Origin of the sequence: Robertmurraya beringensis (genome assembly GCF_042433785.1) — a bacterium.
Lineage (GTDB): Bacteria > Bacillota > Bacilli > Bacillales > Cytobacillaceae > Robertmurraya_A > Robertmurraya_A beringensis.
On sequence record NZ_JBHLUU010000125.1, the window covers coordinates 83,815 to 103,045 of the forward strand.

At 37.2% G+C, this 19,231-nt stretch carries 16 protein-coding genes; 5 read left to right on the plus strand and 11 right to left on the minus strand.

What is annotated here, in order from left to right:
* Positions 1-10 precede the first annotated feature (10 nt).
* The gene (locus ACFFHF_RS22025; protein ID WP_377059059.1) at positions 11-1,153 is read right to left on the minus strand and encodes a sensor histidine kinase; all 1,143 of its coding nucleotides are present in this window, start codon (positions 1,151-1,153) and stop codon (positions 11-13) included.
* 378 nt (positions 1,154-1,531) lie between these two features.
* Here ACFFHF_RS22025 and ACFFHF_RS22030 point away from each other — a divergent pair, with 378 nt between their 5' ends.
* The 5 genes from ACFFHF_RS22030 to ACFFHF_RS22050 all read left to right on the plus strand — a co-directional run bounded on the left by ACFFHF_RS22030 (position 1,532) and on the right by ACFFHF_RS22050 (position 7,994).
* Positions 1,532-2,170: a YigZ family protein gene (locus ACFFHF_RS22030; RefSeq protein ID WP_377059088.1), complete on the plus strand. Its 639-nt coding sequence runs from the start codon at positions 1,532-1,534 to the stop codon at positions 2,168-2,170.
* Between the two features lie 91 nt (positions 2,171-2,261).
* Positions 2,262-3,287: an LCP family protein gene (locus ACFFHF_RS22035; RefSeq protein ID WP_377059060.1), complete on the plus strand. Its 1,026-nt coding sequence runs from the start codon at positions 2,262-2,264 to the stop codon at positions 3,285-3,287.
* A gap of 133 nt (positions 3,288-3,420) precedes the next feature.
* On the plus strand, positions 3,421-5,874 hold the full coding sequence (locus ACFFHF_RS22040; protein ID WP_377059061.1) for an N-acetylmuramoyl-L-alanine amidase family protein: 2,454 nt from the start codon (positions 3,421-3,423) through the stop codon (positions 5,872-5,874).
* 71 nt (positions 5,875-5,945) lie between these two features.
* Positions 5,946-6,623, plus strand: coding sequence for an SH3 domain-containing protein (locus ACFFHF_RS22045; RefSeq protein ID WP_377059062.1), 678 nt, complete (start codon positions 5,946-5,948; stop codon positions 6,621-6,623).
* Positions 6,624-7,994, plus strand: coding sequence for a SpoIID/LytB domain-containing protein (locus ACFFHF_RS22050; protein ID WP_377059063.1), 1,371 nt, complete (start codon positions 6,624-6,626; stop codon positions 7,992-7,994). It begins immediately after the preceding gene.
* 44 nt (positions 7,995-8,038) lie between these two features.
* Here the strand turns inward: ACFFHF_RS22050 and ACFFHF_RS22055 are convergent, their stop codons facing one another.
* The 10 genes from ACFFHF_RS22055 to ACFFHF_RS22100 form a co-directional block, all read right to left on the minus strand.
* A complete protein-coding gene (locus ACFFHF_RS22055; RefSeq protein ID WP_377059064.1) occupies positions 8,039-9,256 on the minus strand; it encodes a glycosyltransferase family 4 protein in 1,218 nt (405 codons plus the stop codon).
* A gap of 13 nt (positions 9,257-9,269) precedes the next feature.
* Positions 9,270-10,133 carry a UTP--glucose-1-phosphate uridylyltransferase GalU gene (galU, locus tag ACFFHF_RS22060; protein ID WP_377059065.1) on the minus strand — a complete coding sequence of 288 codons (864 nt, stop codon included), beginning with the start codon at positions 10,131-10,133 and terminating at the stop codon, positions 9,270-9,272.
* Complete coding sequence (locus tag ACFFHF_RS22065; RefSeq protein ID WP_377059066.1) at positions 10,130-11,212, minus strand: glycosyltransferase; 1,083 nt, start codon at positions 11,210-11,212, stop codon at positions 10,130-10,132. Before ACFFHF_RS22065 ends, galU begins: the two co-directional genes overlap by 4 nt.
* Entirely contained in the window at positions 11,209-12,327 is a 1,119-nt protein-coding gene (locus ACFFHF_RS22070; protein ID WP_377059067.1) for a glycosyltransferase, read from the minus strand. Before ACFFHF_RS22070 ends, ACFFHF_RS22065 begins: the two co-directional genes overlap by 4 nt.
* Before the next feature lie 18 nt (positions 12,328-12,345).
* On the minus strand, positions 12,346-13,719 hold the full coding sequence (locus tag ACFFHF_RS22075) for an O-antigen polymerase (protein ID WP_377059068.1): 1,374 nt from the start codon (positions 13,717-13,719) through the stop codon (positions 12,346-12,348).
* A gap of 11 nt (positions 13,720-13,730) precedes the next feature.
* On the minus strand, positions 13,731-14,786 hold the full coding sequence (gene wecB / locus ACFFHF_RS22080) for a non-hydrolyzing UDP-N-acetylglucosamine 2-epimerase (RefSeq protein ID WP_377059069.1): 1,056 nt from the start codon (positions 14,784-14,786) through the stop codon (positions 13,731-13,733).
* Between the two features lie 53 nt (positions 14,787-14,839).
* Positions 14,840-16,270 carry a lipopolysaccharide biosynthesis protein gene (locus tag ACFFHF_RS22085; protein ID WP_377059070.1) on the minus strand — a complete coding sequence of 477 codons (1,431 nt, stop codon included), beginning with the start codon at positions 16,268-16,270 and terminating at the stop codon, positions 14,840-14,842.
* A 2-nt stretch (positions 16,271-16,272) separates the two neighbouring features.
* Positions 16,273-17,004 carry an N-acetyltransferase gene (locus ACFFHF_RS22090; RefSeq protein ID WP_377059071.1) on the minus strand — a complete coding sequence of 244 codons (732 nt, stop codon included), beginning with the start codon at positions 17,002-17,004 and terminating at the stop codon, positions 16,273-16,275.
* Between the two features lie 24 nt (positions 17,005-17,028).
* The gene (locus ACFFHF_RS22095) at positions 17,029-18,342 is read right to left on the minus strand and encodes a nucleotide sugar dehydrogenase (RefSeq protein WP_377059089.1); all 1,314 of its coding nucleotides are present in this window, start codon (positions 18,340-18,342) and stop codon (positions 17,029-17,031) included.
* A gap of 117 nt (positions 18,343-18,459) precedes the next feature.
* Positions 18,460-19,215, minus strand: a complete 756-nt coding sequence (locus tag ACFFHF_RS22100; RefSeq protein ID WP_377059072.1) for a hypothetical protein — start codon at positions 19,213-19,215, stop codon at positions 18,460-18,462.
* Between the last annotated feature and the right edge of the window lie 16 nt (positions 19,216-19,231).

The following is a 19,231-nucleotide window of genomic DNA, read 5'->3' on the forward strand; positions in this document are numbered from 1 at the left end:
ATTCAATAAATTAACTCTCTAATGGAACTTGTATAATGACAATCGTTCCTCGACCAATTTTAGAATCGATAGAAAGCTGTCCTTGTAGGAGCTCCACTCTCTCTTTCATTCCTAATATTCCAAACGACTCTGGCTTGTCCTTGTTCATATCAAAGCCCTTGCCGTCATCTTTTACTACTACTGAAATACTATTTCGTGTCATTTCGAGTTTTACTTTAATTTCATGTGCTTCTGCGTGTTTGATGGCATTTTGGACGGATTCTTGAACCAATCGAAACAATGCGACCTCAAACTTGGCTGGTAACCTTTTTTCATTCCCCATATTAACAAAACTAATTTTTGTATCACTATGATACTCTTCGATCGTTTGTAGGTATTTTTTGAGGGTAGGCACTAAGCCTAGGTCATCAAGTGCCATCGGACGAAGGTCATAGATAATTCTACGCACCTCATACAACGCGTTTCGCACCATTTTTTTTAAATTTTTAATCTCACCCATGCCTGCTTGTTCCCCATGCTCACGGAAAACACGTTCAATTAAATCTGACCGCATCATCACATTTGCCATCATTTGAGCAGGACCATCATGGATTTCTCGAGACACTCGTTTTCTTTCCTCTTCCTGAGCCTCTATAATACGCAAACCAAATTCCTGCTTCTGCTTTGCGTCCTCTAATACTTCGCCAACTTGCTTAAGATCACTCATGAGATAGTTCATGACGACGGAAATTTGTGAAACTAGATGTTCCGCTCGATCAATGGTTTCCGTCAAACCATGTAATCGGCGCTCAATATCGTCACGGCGATCGCGAAGCTGCTTTTCCATTTGGCGCTTCATTGTCAGTTCCATTTGGAGCTGATGAGCTTTTTCATAAGCATCGCGAACCTCTGCCTCGGTATAGTCCTTAAAGTGCATGCTTACTTCCGATAATCTTTTCCGTGCAAAACGTGATTGCGTTTCAAGCTTGTCTCCATCATCAATCACTTCAATGACCATTCGCTTCACATCTTGTAATTCATCAGCGAGGGATTCATAGTCCTTCCGACACTGCTCTCCTATACGGAAAATTTCGTCCTTACTCGTACCGACCGTCTCTATCATTTTTTCAAGTATAAAATCAAGCATCTTTATATCAAATTTTTTCTTCAACATATTTATTCCTCCAAGGGTCCCATTTTCCCTTTCGGCTTTGATATTATTTTAGCTTGATTTAGATAAATATACTATCTCTTGGTGGAGAAAAAACTGTCGAAACACAAGAAAATCGTTAAAAAGAACGAGTTTTTTTCAACAAAATATGCTATATATCCTATAAAACAAAACTAAGTGTTGTTACTATTTTAGTACTTACTCACCAGAAATATTATGCTGAAATATTGAAATAATGGTTAGTACTTTACGTACATTATATCACGTGAATAAATTACATAGATTAAAGTTTGATTACAATCAAGTTGGAATTTGATGAAATCTGTCGAGAAGTTTTATACTATATATAGTACATTTTTCAAACTGAAAGGAGCTAATATGATGCTCCCCTCTTATCTAACCGTAAAGGGATACGGAGAACATGAGATAGTAATAGATAAATCTCGTTTTATTGCACATATATCACGTGCAGAGTCGGAAGAAGAAGCCCTTGAGTTTATTCAGAATATTAAAAAGAAACATTGGAATGCTACACATAATTGCTCTGCCTATTTAATTGGCGAAAATGACCTTATTCAAAAAGCAAATGACGATGGGGAACCGAGTGGGACCGCTGGTGTACCTATTCTAGAAGTCCTAAAAAAAAGAAAACTTAAAGATACAGTTGTTGTCATAACTCGCTACTTTGGAGGAATAAAATTAGGTGCAGGGGGATTAATCCGCGCTTATGGGAGAGCCACTTCTGAGGGAATAAACAATACTGGAATGGTAGAACGAAAACTAATGCAGGTTGTATCTGTTAAAGTAGATTATTCTTGGATAGGGAAACTTGAAAATGATCTACGTAACTCCATGTATGAAATTAAAGATATCTTTTACCTTGAAAATGTAGAATTCGAGGTGTTTGTTGAACAAACACATATCGAACGGTTCAAGGAATGGATGGTGGAATTAACGAACGGACAAGGTATCATAACAATGAATAATTTACTATATAAGGAAAGTGATATCGTACTTTAGTAACAATTGTTATTTACGCATTCGACATTTTCCTTTAAAATTAGATATTGTATGATTGAGCATACTAAAATAAAAGTAGGGATAAAAATATATGAATAATACGAGAAATATTCGGAGAAAGAAAAGAAAAAAACGATTCCTCCGCTTAACCATTCTTTTTATGCTGCTTACTATATTAGCTGGTGGTTCCTATCTAGCTTTTGATTTTATATATAGTGCCAAACAGGCATCAGACAGTATTTATCAAGAACTTGATAGTTCGAAACTTGCAAACCAACGGGCAGAGGTAGAAGTAACGAAAGATCCGTTTAATATCCTTCTTGTTGGAATTGAAGACCAAGAAGGCGGAGAAAGAGCCGACGTCCTTCTTTTATTAACAGTCAATCCACTAACAAAAGAAATATATATGCTAAGTATTCCTAGAGATACTAGAACCTATGTGGAATCAGCAGGATACGAAACCAAGATTAACCATTCACTTGGTTTTGGTGGTATTGAATCCACCATTAGTACGGTAAGTGAACTTCTTGATGTTCCAATTGATTATTACATGACAACAAATTTCAACGGATTTGAAGATATCGTAGATACCCTTGGGGGAATTACAGTTGATGTTCCATTTACTTTCAAAGCGCAACTTACTGGCAGCTTAAAATGGAAGACATATTCCGAAGGACCAATGGATTTAAATGGGAATGAAGCCCTTGCCTATGTAAGAATGAGAAAGGCTGATCCAAAAGGTGATATGGGCCGTAACGAAAGACAACAGCAAGTGATACAAGAAATTGTTGATAAAGGAACATCGTTTACCTCTATTACTAAAATAGATGATATAATGGATGATCTTGGAGAAAATGTAAAGATGAATATTCCCCCTTCCAAGTTTGCAAGCTTTGTAAAGTTATATACGCAGATTAAGGACTCACAAATCCAACACTTAGCTTTAGAAGGATATGACGATTATATTGATTCAGTCTATTACTACATTCCATATGAGGAATCGCTAACTAATTTAAGTACTACATTAAACAATGTACTGGAATCAACTTCAACAAGTCTTACAACAATAAATAAAGAGTCAACGAGCGACCTCGAAACGGCTCAAGGTGATGAATAATACAAAAATAAATAGACTTCTAGATGTTAGAAGTCTATTTTTTTATGAAAATTTTCTTCCTAAAGGTTGGAAGATTAGACATTTTTCGATAGAATAAGTGAGAATAAACTAAAGTTCGACGGAGGGATTTAGATTGAAGAAATTGATTGCATCTTCAGTCCTTGCTACCTGCTCTCTGCTACCTTTCCTTGTTCATGCGGAAGAATTAACACTTCCATCAAGAATGGAAGCAGAGACCAAGGTTGAAATCCGTAAGGGTGCAACTACCTCTTACCCTCTGGTTACAAGTCTAAATGAAGGACAACTAGTAACCGTTATTGATGAATACACTAATTCATCTGGGGAAACATGGTATCGAGTCAGTACGGGAAATTTACAAGGCTGGGGATTAGCAAGTAGCTTTGCCCAAAATAACTCAACATTATCAATCGGCCAAGTAGCTACGGTAAATGGTGATAATGTTAATGTAAGAAAGGGTGCGACTACTGCTTATACGTCAATAGCTAAACTATCAAAAGGTACAAAAGTTACAGTTATTGACCAATTTAAAAATAGTAGCGGAGAAAATTGGGCAAAGGTAAAAGTCGGAACCATTACGGGATGGGTAATTGAAGACCTTCTTTCGTCAACGACTAATACTGTTGTTAAACCACCAACACCAACTGTCATTGAAACAAAAACCGTTCAAACAAATCAAGCTCAGGTAAAAAAAGGAGCTAGCCAATCCTACTCTACAGTTGCTACACTAACTAAAGCTCAAAAAGTATCAATCATTGACTCTTTTAAAAACTCTTTAGGTGAACAGTGGTACCGTGTGAACCTTGGTTCCATTCAAGGTTGGGTTATTGGAACCGTATTTGAAATTCAAAGTAACGAAACAAAAACGGTTCAAACAAACCAAGCTCAGGTTAAAAAAGGAGCTAGCCAATCCTACTCTACAGTTGCTACACTAACTAAAGACCAAAAAGTATCAGTTATTGATTCTTTTAAAAACTCTTCCGGAGAACAATGGTATCGTGTGGATTTAGGTTCCATTCAAGGCTGGGTAATCGGAACGGCCTTTGAAGCCCAAACGGTTAGTCCCCCTACACCATCAGTCGATCTCCCTGCTATTGGAGCAACCGTTTATAGTTCTGGAGAGACAAATGTAAGGAGAGGTGCGACCACTGCTTATGCATCAGTAGCAACACTCGCTACCAATCAAGCCGTTACTGTTCTTGATTCATTTACTCATTCAACTGGAGAGTCTTGGTTAAGAGTGAAAGTAAATTCAACACTATCTGGGTGGATTCCTGCCAATTCAGTTAGTACTGAATTAAAAAATACAGTTGTAGTAGGATCTACAATGTATGTAGGTAATTACAATACGTATTTACGATCAGGAGCGTCTACTCAATATAAAGTAAAACAAACACTCGCTATTAAGAGTAAAGTAACCGTTTTAAATGAATTTGTAAACTCTTCAAAACAGTCATGGCTTCAAGTCAAGACTCCAACCGGTGTTACTGGCTGGGTTCTAAAAAGTGATCTAGTAAACTCTCAGTCTGAATTAAAGTATGTATATGCTTTAAACAAAGCCGTCATACGTAAAGGAGCGAGCTCCTCTTACACTGTGACAGCTACTTTAAAAGAAAATGACTCACTCCTTATATTAGGAACTCATAATAATTGGTTGAATGTTGAAACATCAAATGGAGTAAGAGGCTGGGTGGATCAATCACTCACATCCTCAGTTTCGTTAAAGCGACTTACCTCACCAGTTATCCAAACAAGTGGAAATGAACAATATCTTACTTGGAAAAAACCGACTGACTTCTCTTTTAGTTATTCTCTATTATCTGAAAGACGTCTAAAACTTCAAGGTGGAATTACTGACATTGAACTTCCTCCTACGAATCCAGTAGGAATCCAATCCATTGATACTTTCACTTCTGGAACAGAGAAAACAATGGTGATTACCTTCTTACCAGGATATACGTTTACTTTACGTGATTATTCAGACCGTGTAGTCCTTAAGGTTGCGGAGAACGGATTAAAAGGAAAAAGAATCGTCATTGATCCTGGTCATGGTGGAAAAGATCCTGGTGCTATAGGACCAAGTGGACTTAAAGAAAAAGATGTGGTTCTTGAGTCAGCTCTTATGCTAAAAACAGAGCTAGAAAGATATGGCGCAATTGTAACTCTTACTAGAAGCACAGATATTTTCTTAGAGCTTTCTGAGAGAACAGCGATTTCAAATGCAAATAACTATGACGCATTTATTAGTCTTCACACAGACGCATTCTCGTCAACGACAAAAGGAACAACCACTTATTTGAACACTACCGTGAATTTCAATGGACCACGAAGCAGGGACTTGGGGAATGCAATCCAGGAAAACTTGATTTCCTCATTAGGAACATATGACCGAGGAGTAAAAGAACAAGAATTTTATGTGAATCGGATGAATGAAATTCCGAGTGTTTTGGTAGAACTGGCTTTTATCTCTAACCCAAATGAAGAAGCTCTCTTAAAATCAACTGCATTTAAACAAAAAGCAGTATTAGGAATAAGACAAGGGCTTGAAGAGTATTTTACGGATTTTTAGTATATAAAAACAAAAGATTTGGAGTCTAGCATTCCAAATCTTTTTTTCTAACAAAGGGAGGAACTACAATAATGAAGAAAAAAAACATATTAGTAGCAGGAGCTTTAACCGTTGGGATTGGAACAGGTGCATTACTTTCTACACCACAAGTGATGAGTGCGTCAAGTAACGTTGTACTAGCAAGTGTGGAGTGGGTTACTTCTCAAATCAACCCGGTGAAAACAAAAGTTACTGAGCTTGAAACAAAACTTGCGAATCAGGAAAAAGAGATTGCTAGCTTAAAGACCCAGATTGCTAGCCTTGGAAACCCATCAACTCCACCAGCCCAAAGTACCAATATGGTTTATACAACTAAAGATTCCGTTACCATTCATTCTGGTGCAACTAGAAGTTATAAAGTAATTGCTACAAAACCAAAAGGGACAAAACTTGAGTTCGTCGATACATTTAATTCATCAACTGGTCTATGGTACCGAGTGAAGGTTTCCTCAACCGTTTATGGTTGGATTTTCTCTGGTGACGTTTCAACAACGGCGACTACCTCATCAACATCAGTAATCACGACTGGAGACGTTCACCTAAGAAAAGGAGCAACCACTTCCTATGCCATTTTACAAACATTGCCTAAAGGAACGACGTTAAAATATATCTCTACTTTCGTAAATTCTAAAGGAGAAACTTGGTATAATGCACAGACGTCTGCTGGTGTGAAAGGTTGGGTCTTTGGTGGACTAAGTGAGGTGAAATAATTGAAAAAGCTGATTTTATTAGTTACTTCTTTTATTTTATTGATGGCCATTTCACAGCCAAAATTCTCAAAAGCTGCTGAAATAGTAAACTATCCAAATGAGGTCAATGTTTCTGTACAATTAGCTTCAACACTAACAATGACTTTAAACGGAGATTACCAGCTACTTAACAAGGATACATCAGCTGTTACCGATATACCAAAAGGGACAATCCTTACGGTAAAAAAGGGAACATCAGGAGTCAATGTAACCTATACAAACTTCAATCAAAACTCCGTAGCCGGTTTTGATGTTCAAGAGAAAGTTAGTACTTCGACTTCTTTAACGAAGCTTAGTAATGGGAAAACTTATCGAGGAAGCTTTTGGTTACGCGCTAACGGTAGCCAAGTGCAAGTAAGTAATGTGCTCGATATGGAGGATTATCTCAAAGGGGTTGTGCCAAGTGAAATGCCTGCCTCATGGCCAAAAGAAGCTTTGAAAGCACAGGCAATTGCTGCTCGAAGCTATGCAGCAAATTCTATGAAGCTATCAGATACAGCAGCAAGTCAGGTATATGGTGGTTACTCAGCAGAGGATTCCAGAACAAACACTGCAATTAATGAAACGGAAGGTTTAACAGTTAAGTATGGTACTAAGACCATTCAAACCTTTTTCTTTTCTACCTCTGGAGGTCGAACAGCAAATGTAAGTGATGTTTGGAACTCAAGCCAAAGTAACTTCCCTTACTTAGTTTCTGTAGAGGATCCATATGAAAATGTGGTTTGTCCAAACAACACTGCATGTTCATATCCTTATAGTAAATCAAGTTTTGTTAACTGGACAGAAACCTTTACTGCAGATCAATTACTAACATCATTTGGTATAACAGACAAAACTGCTAAAATTACTGATCTAGTACTTGGAACTATTGGTCAAAACGGTGAGGTTAAATCTGTTACGTTAAAAACCACTGCTGGAGATAAAACGATCAGCGGAAACGAACTGAATGTTCGAAAGGCATTTCCTATTCAAAACGATGCAGTATACAATTCTCTTTACTCAAATTGGTTTACAGCTAAATTGAATGGATCTACTGGTGTTGTATCGGTTCAGACTTCTTCAGGAACTCAGCAAGTCTCTGACTTAAAAGGACAAGCAGTACAAACAGCTAGTGGACAAATAGTCTTGTCTGATTCTAATGTTAGTATCCAAACATCTTCCGGAGTCATCTCTAATACAGCAACTGGGATTACATCTGTAACTCTTACAGGTAAAGGCTGGGGACACCGTGTAGGAATGAGTCAATACGGAGCAAGAGGCTTTGCATTGATGGGTTATACAGCTGAACAAATTCTCACTCACTATTTTAAAGGAACAACGGTCTCAAAATAATAAATAAAAAAAGGTCCTAAAAAAATTTTTAGGACCTTTCTTTATTATTTTTGTTTTATAGCTTGTAATAAATCCTCAACAATACTTTTCCATGAATAATGGTCAATGGCTAACTGACGACCTTTCTTACTCATATTCTCATATTGTTCTTCTGAAACAGAGTGAAGTTCTCGAATCGCTTCAGCAATTGCTTTTGGATTTTCCGGTTCAGCTATTCGACCACATTCATATTCTTCTAATATAGAGGCACTTTCCCCAACTCCACAATAGAGAACTGGTGTTCCAGTTGAAATAGCTGGGAAAATTTTAGATGGCCTTGCCCCTTTAAAAAGCTCTATATTTCGAAGGGAAACAATACTATAATCAGCTATAGAAAACATTCTCGGCATCTCTGATACGGGTACCGTCCCATAGAAAGTGACATTTTCTAAATCTAATGTATCCTTCATCGCTAGAAGCTTGTCTTTCTCTTGTCCATCACCAACAAAAAGAAAATGGATACTAGGATCATCCTTTATAAGGGAGGCTGCTTCAAGAACAGAATCTAAGCCTTGAGCATATCCAAGAGCCCCAGCATACATATATATTTTCTTACCTGTTAAACCCAGGCTTTCAATCAGTTCTTGGTCTTTTGGAAGAGGGACAAATGTTTCTGTGTTAACTCCATTTGGTAACAAGAATACATCTTCAGGCTTCTTCCCCTTCTTAATCATGTATTCACGTATACCTTCTGTTGCCGTTGCTATCTTCCAAGATTTTTTATAGAGGAAGTTCTCAAGTTTCTCAGCCAATTGAATAAATCGTTTGTTCTTAAGTATTCCCAATTCAACCGCTGATTCTGGCCATATATCAGCCACATTAAAAACAAATTTTGCTCCCTTAAGCTTTGCACCTAGATATCCAGTGATCCCCAAAAATAATGGTGGAGAATTACAAATAATCACATCTGTTGGCTTTGCTTTTAGAAGTCCATAAAATGCACTAAAAGTAAAAGAAAAATAGGATGCCAGTCTCTTCCAAAAACTTCCTTTAGGTGATGGATAAATCCATGTACGATGTACAGGAATCCCATCCCAATCCTCATACATATAAAACATCCCACGGTACTCCTCTGGGATGACTCCCTTCGGATGATGAGGAAATGCCGTTACTACTTCCACCTGATGTCCACGGCTAAGTAATTCCTTACTCACTTCATACACTCGAATTTGAGGTGCACCCGTTTCAGGGGGAAAATGCTGGCATAAATAAATTACTCTCATTTTCCCAACTCCATTAATTGACATTGATTTCTTTCAGGTACGCTCTCACTTGATCCTTCAAGTCAGGTCTTTTTAAAGCAAAATCAATGGAAGCCTTTAGAAAACCAAACTTGTCGCCAACATCGTAGCGTTTTCCCTTGAGAATATAGGAATAAATTGATTCATCCTTTAAAAGAAGATCAATGGCTTCCGTCAGTTGAATTTCCCCTTTTCTATCAGGAGAAATTTTCTCCAGCATGTCAAAGATCGTAGGTGTTAATATATATCGGCCTACAATAGCTTGAGTTGAAGGAGCATCATCAATAGCTGGCTTTTCAACAAGCCCTTCCACCTCGAATAATTCACCTAACTCTTTAGAGTAATTAACAATTCCATACTTATCTACCTCTGAGCGCGGAACCTCGTTACACCCTAAAATGCTAGATTGAACTTGATTAAATTGATCCATCATTTGTCTTAAAGCAGGGACTTCGCTATCTACTATATCGTCACCTAAAAGAACCGCAAACGGTTCGTTCCCAATGAACTTTTTTGCACATAGAACAGCATGTCCAAGCCCTAACGGCTCTTTTTGACGAACATAATGGATATCCACTAAATTGGAAATACCTTCAACTAGCTCAAGTGTTTCGTGCTTACCCGTGCGATCAAGTAGGAGCTCAAGTTCAACGGATTTATCAAAATGGTCCTCGATGGCACGTTTGTTTCTTCCTGTAATGATTATGATATCCTCAATACCGGACTCCACTGCTTCTTCAATAATATACTGAATGGTTGGTTTATCAACGATTGGGAGCATTTCCTTCGGCTGAGCTTTTGTTGCAGGCAAGAATCTTGTTCCTAATCCTGCAGCAGGAATAACCGCTTTTTTAATCATTTCGCCAACTCCTTTTTCAAGGTTTTATCGTAAAGCATTAGCATACCTTCTGCATTATCTGTCCAATTATAATGAGCTTTCACATGATCAATGCCGCTCATTCCCATCTTCATCCGTTTTTCTCTATCCAACAAAAGGATCGACATCGATTCAGCTAGTTTTTCAGGGTTTTCCTTTGGTACAACAAAGCCTGTATGCCCTTCAATAACAACCTCTGGCAGACCTCCAACATTAGATACCACTGGGGGAACGCCACAAGCCATTGCTTCAACAGCGGCAACTCCAAAACTCTCACTATCTTCCGTTGACGGCACTGCGAACACATCCATTTGGTTGATGTAAGTTGGGACTTCGTTATTCGGTACTCTCCCTGTAAAGGTAGTAACTGAATCAATTCCTAAGGCTTTAGTTAGCTCCTCATATTCTGCTCTTTGGGGTCCATCACCAACAATCAGCAGTCGAGTTTTTTTCTGAACGGAGTAGATCCGAGCAAAAGCATGAATTAAATCACTGATCCCATATTTATCTGATAGAGCTTTTACCGTTCCAATGGTTAATATGTTTTCATTTTTTAATCCAGCAATAGGCTTAAATTTATTCATATCCACACCAAATGGGGTGACAGGAATTGCTTTATCCGTATACTTATTCGTTTCTTTTGCCATGATATGGCTAGTAGAACAAATCACATCTGCCTTTTTAAGTGTATACGTAACAATGCTCTTATTAATATTATTTTGAAGAGGAAACTGAAATATATCTCTTCCCCATACGGATATATAGTACGGCTTATAATTTGCAAGTGCACCAATAAACCCATAGCTTGACACATAATGTGCATGAAGGATATCCGGTTTAAATGACTTTAAGACTTTTCTAAGTGCAAATACACTCGTAAAATAGGATAGCTTTCCAGGTAATAGCTTGGGAAGAATAACAGTATCTACCTCTTTAGCATTTTCTTCAGAGTAATGATCAAAAAAGGTAACTACTTTCACTTCAATCCCCTTATTTTGATAATAAAGGGCCCATTTATGAGTATGGATCGATCTGCTCGGAGCAAGTATTAAAACCCTCACCTACTTTCCTCCTTTAACAAGACACTCTTTACCTTTTTAACTCTCGCTAACCATGAGTGCTTCTCAACAAAACTTTTCTGAATATGACTTCTATAAGTGTCTACTTTATCATTCATCCTTAGTATAGCTTGTGCCATACTCTCTGGATTGTCTTCACAAATCAGACCATATTCATCTGCTTCAATAATATCCTTTTGTGCTTCACAATGAGTCGCTATGACAGGGAGCTCATTAGATAAGTATTCAACCAGCTTCACAGGTACAGAAAAATCGTTATATACACTCTTAAATCTTGGAATAAAGGCGTAATCCATTTCTTGATATAATGTGTTTAACGCTTCACCACTCACATGCTTAACTGTAACACCGGCATCTAAAAGACGAGATTTCTTCTCTGCAGGTAACTTTTCAAACTCATCAGGGCGACAAACAATGGTTAACTCACAATTCTTTTGGTCTTTATTTGCTAACGAAAGAGCATCAAGCAATAAGAAAAGTCCGTAATCTTCATTATTAATACCACCGACATAAAGACCCTTTTTCGTACCATTATTGGATTTACTATGCTGACCTTTCATTCCTTTTCCTCCTGGAGGTAAAGGCACCATAGGCTTTTCAATCTGAACATAGCGTCCCATTGCTTCACTTGGCAGAAAGATAACATCACAATATTTTTCATAGAATTTTTCTTCTAATCGGTAAATACTTTTCATAATGAATTTCTTTATTCCCTTAAGAGGGTACAACTCATCAAATTTCCAATATACGTCCCGATAAAACACTCCTACTGGAACTTTCTTTGCTTTTAAGAAACTCATTACCTTTTGATCAATAAGTGGTTTCTTTGGAATATGTCCTTGATCGGTCAGCCAAAAGGGAATCGTTTGATTTTCCATATAGCAGAACCAAAGGTTATCTAACTTACCCTCTCGTTGCCACTGAAAAAAAGTTTCTTCTCTTTCCTTGGAAGATCCAGACAAAAGCAATACTTCAATCCCATTTTCTTGCCCCCAAGCAAGGAAGGCCTTATGGATCTCCTTTGGTCTAACCTTTGAACCACTATTAGCTTCTTTAGCTATCTGAAATGGATAATATAATAAAATTGATTTCATCATCTTCTCCTCATATTACGTTCATGACCTTTGCTTTCTTAGCCAAATAGAAGTTACATCAATTCTCAAACGAATAAATAATAGAATTCCAACAAATAGGCCGACGATTAGCGTCCAGATCGGATTAAATAGAAAATCTGTAAAGCCTCCCACTAATGTTCTTGGGATATTAACGGTGAAATAGATAAATAAGCATAAAAAAATTGGATTTTTTGGTAAACGAATAAAGGTAATATAGAGTAGTTGAACAAGCACAGCTACATATACAGTCCCTAACACAATCCCGATATAACCGAAATTTGCAAAGGCTTCAGCTATAAACAATGTGTTTAATACACCAGCTGTTCCATCTGCGACCTTCTCTGGAAAAACCGTCATCATTACAAGTCTTGCAGAGCGGACTTGTTCTATATCAAATAAATTAATAAAAATAGAAGGTAACCCTTGTCCATTTAGCATTGGTAATGATTCTGAGAATAAATTTAAATGTAAAAAGGTTGGGGCGATTTGCGCAAGAATTAAACGCCCGATGGGACCAGTATTATAGGATACAAAGGAGTTAACATCTGTAACCCCTTGAATGACTATATACATACCTACTAGTGCAACTGTACCTGTAACTCCCCAAATCATAATCTTCCTTGGAGTAAACACCATTTTACCTACGTATAACCTGACTAGTAAAAACATAATTAAATAGAAGAAAATAGGCGATTTTGCTAAATCATATGAATTGATGAGTATGGAACCCGCAAACAAAGCTAGAAATAGTACTTTCCATCTTCTTTGATTTGTTTTTACAGAATAAACATAAGCAACTAATGAGAGTAAGGGGGTTAATGCGATCGCAAAGATATTACGTATAAGAACATTTCCTCCAAACCCTCTTTGAGCTAAGTTTCTTAATTCACCTGGAGACAATTCCCCTCTCCCCAACAATACTTCAAGTATTGGAATTTGAGGTGTTTTTAACATCGTATAGGCAATTGCTGTTAATGAAAGAACAGAGAGCCCCGAAAAAATTAGGAAAAACTCATTTTTCTCTTTAAAAGGAAGACTAATCTCCTTCTTTAAATAGGCATTAAATTCCTTTTCACCGTTAAAACCGGTGAGCCTTGACACGGTAAAAAGGATAAGTGGGAATACTAACATTACAAACGTAACGGCATAGAATCCAATCCATCTATACTTTTCATGAGTCATTCGATTAATCATATAGTAATCATCGACTCCCGTTGCAATAAGGAGTGTTCCGATATAACTGGATATGAAAAAAGAATAATAGAAAATAATCGAGTTAAGGTTAGGCTTTAACAACGACAAACTGCCTGAAGCCTTTTGAAAAAAATAGATGGATGCAATTAGAACGATGATCCATACGATTAAAAATAACATGTTCCGTAGCCTTACCCTTTAATTAGTTCAACTATTTTTTCAGCTGCTTTACCGTCACCAAATGCTTCCTTATAACTAGGGTTAACTTTCTTCTCAACTGCAGCTAATAACTTTTCAACATCTGTACCTACAAGGATATTTGCATCCTCTTCTAATGTTTCCACCCATTCCGTTTGTTCACGGACAGTTACACAAGGTACTTTCATAAAATAAGCTTCTTTTTGAACTCCACCAGAGTCCGTCACAATCTTTAGTGCATTCGCTTCAAGTGTTAGCATATCTAAATATCCGACTGGATCAATCACCTTTAAGTTAGGAACACTGCTTAAATCTAAGCCATAGCTTTCGAGCTTGTGCTTTGTTCTCGGGTGAATCGGCCATACCTTTACTTCTTCAATCTTTGAGAAAGCATCTAGAATATTTTTCATATGATGAATATCATCTGTATTCTCTGCACGATGAATCGTAATCAGGTGATACCCTTTTTCTGATAACCCATGTTCCTTTAAGATCTCGGATTTTTCTGCTGCAAGCCCTTTATTATAAAGAACCGCGTCATACATAACATCACCAATGTTAAATACATTATGGGTAATATTTTCATTTGTTAAGTTATCAATGGCGGTTTGTGTGGGACAAAATAAAAACTCTGATACATGATCTGTCATAATACGATTGACTTCTTCAGGCATTTTCTTATTAAAGCTCCGTAAGCCTGCTTCGATATGGATGACTGGTACATGAAGTTTTGCTGCAACCAATGCACCAGCAAGAGTAGAATTTGTATCACCATAAACCATGACAAAATCCGGCTCTTCCTTTAAAACAATCTCTTCAATTTTAGCAAGCATTTCCCCTGTTTGCTTTCCATGATTCCCTGAGCCCACTCCAAGATAATAGTCTGGTTTCGGAATATTTAGTTCCTCAAAGAAAATATCAGACATATTGCTATCATAATGTTGTCCTGTATGAATAATTAACTCTGTATGATTCTCCCTTAATACACGTGAAACAGGTGCTGCTTTAATAAATTGAGGTCTCGCTCCTAGTACTGTTAGAATTTTCATGTAAGGTTACCCCCTTGAATGTAAGTATGATTAGTTTTCCCTATATCTTCTTGTTAATGTTGTCCCGCTGGCATTTCCTTTCTTTTAAAGTCCTTATCAATCCGACTGATTCCTGTTATTACAAGAACGTACAACCAAGCCAGAAGAATATAGACAAAAGACATGTCCTGCTCCTGCACATAAATAATAGCTATGACAGCCGCAATCATATTAGAGAAAAGAAAGGACATCTTTCCAAATGAAATAGGAACATAATAGGATTGTTGGCTTTTTCTAAAGATAAATATGATAGCTACCATATAAGCAATTAGATAAGCAGCTACGGCTCCCCAAATCGAGTACAACGGAATAAGTGTAATGTTAAGAATTGTGTTAATAACTGCCACTATGGCAAATGTGATGGAAATAGCTGATGTTTTCTTCGTAAAAAATAACCCAGCAGATATAATCATATAATAGAAATTTAGGAAGGTTGCAGCTGAGATCAATGCAACATATTGATATGCATGAAAATAATCGTCTCCCAATATTCCAATGATATAAGGCATAACCGTAGCGATTGCTAGAATACCGACCATTCCTAATAGTAATAAGCCCATATAAATTTTTGAAAAAAGCAATGGACTATTTTCCTTATCCTTTATGGACATGGAATAAGGTCTCCAAGCCATCTGGACTCCACTTGTAAGTAATGTAATCACTGTAGCTAGCTTTGTCGCTGCTCCATAAATTCCAACCTCTGCGGTAGAGTAAAAAGCTTGCAGAAAAAAAGCACTTGCATTAGCTAGAACCCAAAATGCAAGAGATGCTGGAACAAGTGGTGCAGCATATTTTAACATTTCCTTCATCGAAGAAAACGAAATTTTCGGTTTTAAATACTTTATACTCGATGATAAAAGCAATACAGCAATTATGATACTACTAGAAATTCTCCCTAGTAATACTCCCTCTGGTGTACGAATAAAAAAACGTAAAACCAAATAAGAGAGAATCGCTACTAAAAGCATTTTGAAAACTGTGAAGAATACGACCTTCTTGGTCTTAAAGTCAAAACGAAGTACCATTAAAACTACAACTAGTATGGTATCAACAAACAAAACCCCAATGCTTATGTAAAGCAGTGACACATAGTCCCTATCCTTAAACAATAGCTCAGAAATCCAAGGTCCTGCGGTAAGGACTAAGAGAGCAAGGATAGACACGATAAAAATTCTGAAATACATAACATTTCGAACATGCTCTAATCGCTTTTCCTTATCTTTTGTATCAAAATAGAAAAAGGATAAAGCAGAGTCAGTCCCAAAAATAATTAAGAACGTTAACATCGCCGTCCAGCGATCTACTATATCTAGCACCCCATAAACACTAGGAGGCAAATAGTTTGTATAGACTGGAAGCATAATAAACGCAATTAGCTTCGTACCGACATTCATAAATGCGTAAAGGAGCGAATCCGCTCCTAAACGCTTAAACTGGGCGAACACCCTTATAATAGTTCCCGCTCGTCAACAAGACGGACAAACTTCGCAGGAACTCCTTTAATGACAGTTTTTACTTCCGTATCCTTCGTTACTAACGCTCCTGCAGCGACAAATGTTTCCTCTGCGATTGTAATACCAGGAAGGATGATAGAAGCACCACCCACACGGGCGCCTTTTTTCACATGAGCACCTTTAATTTTATCAAAACGCTCTTCTGTACGACCCATAAAGTTGTCATTTGTAGTGGTTACGCATGGAGCTATAAAAACTTGCTCTTCAAGCGTTGTATACGCAGTAATATAAGAATTAGATTGAATCTTCGTTCTATCTCCGATCGTTACGTAATTTTCCACCGTAACACCTCGGCCGACAATACAGTAGTTCCCTATCTCAACATTCTCTCGAACACTTGCTAAATCAGCAATTAACGTATTAGCACCAATGGTTGCTCCACGATAAACCACACAATTTGATCCGATGGTTACACCTTCACCAATTTTTAAGGCAGGAATACTATCTGCGAGTTTGACCGTACTTGTCTTTGCAGGCTTCGGCGGTTTTCCTAGCACCGCTCCATCAGCTACAGTGGTATCATCTTCGATCACAGTTCCTTCGTGAACCGTCACTCTGTTTCCGATGACTACATTTTTCCCGATTTTCACTTCTTTCTCAATGACCGAGAAAAGACCAACAACCGCACTTGAATCTACTACAGCGGAAGAATCAATATAATTCATGAAAAAGTCTCCCTTATTTACAAATTATAATTTAATGTATTTATTCGGCTTAGCAAAATCCTTAAGAGCATTGCGTGTATCAAAAATTACACGGCTTTCATTTGCGATTAGTTCGTAGTCAAAGTTTGAATGATCTGTTGTTAATAAAACAAGATCTGACTCATTAAGAAGTTCTTTTGTTAACTCAACCGTTTCTACCTTCGTATTGCAAGATCTGAAGCTAGTTACAAAAGGATCTACTACTTTGTAATCCGCACCATGTTGGTTAAGAAGTTCAATAATATTTAATACAGGAGATTCACGCACGTCATCAATGTCTTTCTTATAAGCGACACCTAAGATTGTTACTTTTGCTCCACGTAAAGCTTTTCCATCTTCGTTCAATATTTGCATAGAGCGATTAATTACATAATCAGGCATACCGTTATTAATTTCTCCTGCAAGTTCGATTAATCTTGTATGGTAGTTATATTCACGAGCTTTCCATGTTAAGTAGAATGGATCGATTGGAATACAGTGTCCACCTAGTCCAGGTCCTGGGTAGAATGCCATAAACCCATAAGGCTTTGTCTTCGCTGCATCAATTACTTCCCAAACATCGATTCCCATTTTTTCACAAAGAATAGCCATTTCGTTTGCTAGTGCAATGTTGATATGACGGAATGTGTTTTCAAAAATCTTCTCCATTTCGGCAATTGCAGGGCTTGAAACTTCATGAACATCCCCTTCTAAGACGTTTCTATATAGAGAAGCAGCCACCTTCGTACAGTTCGGAGTAATACCTCCAACTACTTTTGGTGTATTTTTCGTTTTAAATTGCTTGTTACCTGGATCGACACGTTCTGGAGAGTAAGCAACAAAGATGTCCTCACCTGTTACAAATCCTTTTGCCTCAAGAGCCGGTTTAACGATTTCTTCCGTAGTTCCTGGATACGTCGTTGATTCTAATACAACGAGCATTCCTGCGTGAGCATACTTAGCAATTTCATTTGATGAGCTTTCCACGTAAGAAGTATCCGGTTGTTGATAAATATCAAGTGGAGTTGGTACACAAATCGCAACTGCATCCACTTCTTGAATACGGGCATAATCCGTTGTCGCTACAAGTCTGCCATCCTTTATCATATCGGATAGATCTTGGTCTACTACGTCTCCAATATAGTTAATTCCCATATTCACTTGCTCCACACGAGCAGCTTGAACGTCAAAACCAATAACCTTGTAACCAGCTTTTGCTTTTTCAACCGCTAGTGGAAGTCCAACGTATCCAAGACCTACAACTCCAATAACTGCTTCTTTATTTTCAATTTTTTTAGTTAAAGCTTCAAAAGTACTCATCATCTTCTTCTCCTTTTATTACGAAACTAAGTTTCGGTTTCCATTGATTTTAGTATAGATAAAATCAAGTTAAATAGGTGCTAATCCATTTCAATTTAATCTTTTTTTAATATAACATTAAGAATGCCCGAAGTATTTCCTCGCATCACCTAGGTATTTCATGAGCATTAATAAAACTACTGTTGCTAATAGTCCTACTACTAAACCAATGGCGATTGATTCCTTCATATATGTCTTAGCGGGAGATACATTTGTTGATAAGAGATGTGGTTGTTCATATAATTCCAGGTCACTACTCATTCTGTATGCTGTTAAATCCACTTCAGTAAGTTCCAACTCAGACACTGCCAATGAATTCAATATTGCTTCATGTTCCAGTGGAGAAAGATTTTCATTTTCAAGCTTTGCTTTATAGAGCTCAATAGAATTATTCAAAGCCTCTTTACGTTCTTCTAATGAACTTACTTGAACCTCTGTTAAATCAATTTGAACTTTAGCTTTTTCCTCAAGATCTTTGGAGTATAATTCCACAATTTGATCGATCTTATCTTGAACCTCTTCCTTTGAATCACCGGAAAGGTTAAACTTTACCTGTCCCTTTTCAGTAACATGAACGTCTCCACCATATTTCGACGAAATATTATTAGGATGTACAAGCTCTTGGGAAGTTATCGATCCTGTATAAAATAAAATTTCACCTGAATAAGGCTTATCTTTTGTTAAAAAGTAAACAGCCGCAATGATTATTATCGTTGAAATAACTGGAACAATCAGGAAAAACCATTTTTTTCGCCAAAAATATTGTAAGTATTGATAAAACACAAATTTGTTTTTTTCCTCTATCAAACAGTCCACCAACCTTTTATCTCGCATGTAAAGAAACGCCCCC

Bases quoted from the DNA above. Each gene is read 5' to 3' on its own strand.
- ACFFHF_RS22025 (WP_377059059.1), bottom strand. From the start codon at position 1,153: ATGTTGAAGAAAAAATTTGATATAAAGATGCTTGATTTTATACTTGAA.
- ACFFHF_RS22045 (WP_377059062.1), top strand. From the start codon at position 5,946: ATGAAGAAAAAAAACATATTAGTAGCAGGAGCTTTAACCGTTGGGATT.
- ACFFHF_RS22100 (WP_377059072.1), bottom strand. From the start codon at position 19,215: ATGCGAGATAAAAGGTTGGTGGACTGTTTGATAGAGGAAAAAAACAAA.
- ACFFHF_RS22055 (WP_377059064.1), bottom strand. From the start codon at position 9,256: ATGAGAGTAATTTATTTATGCCAGCATTTTCCCCCTGAAACGGGTGCA.
- galU (WP_377059065.1), bottom strand. From the start codon at position 10,133: ATGATTAAAAAAGCGGTTATTCCTGCTGCAGGATTAGGAACAAGATTC.
- ACFFHF_RS22030 (WP_377059088.1), top strand. From the start codon at position 1,532: ATGCTCCCCTCTTATCTAACCGTAAAGGGATACGGAGAACATGAGATA.
- ACFFHF_RS22095 (WP_377059089.1), bottom strand. From the start codon at position 18,342: ATGAGTACTTTTGAAGCTTTAACTAAAAAAATTGAAAATAAAGAAGCA.
- ACFFHF_RS22075 (WP_377059068.1), bottom strand. From the start codon at position 13,719: ATGTTATTTTTAATCGTATGGATCATCGTTCTAATTGCATCCATCTAT.
- ACFFHF_RS22090 (WP_377059071.1), bottom strand. From the start codon at position 17,004: ATGAATTATATTGATTCTTCCGCTGTAGTAGATTCAAGTGCGGTTGTT.
- wecB (WP_377059069.1), bottom strand. From the start codon at position 14,786: ATGAAAATTCTAACAGTACTAGGAGCGAGACCTCAATTTATTAAAGCA.
- ACFFHF_RS22035 (WP_377059060.1), top strand. From the start codon at position 2,262: ATGAATAATACGAGAAATATTCGGAGAAAGAAAAGAAAAAAACGATTC.
- ACFFHF_RS22070 (WP_377059067.1), bottom strand. From the start codon at position 12,327: ATGATGAAATCAATTTTATTATATTATCCATTTCAGATAGCTAAAGAA.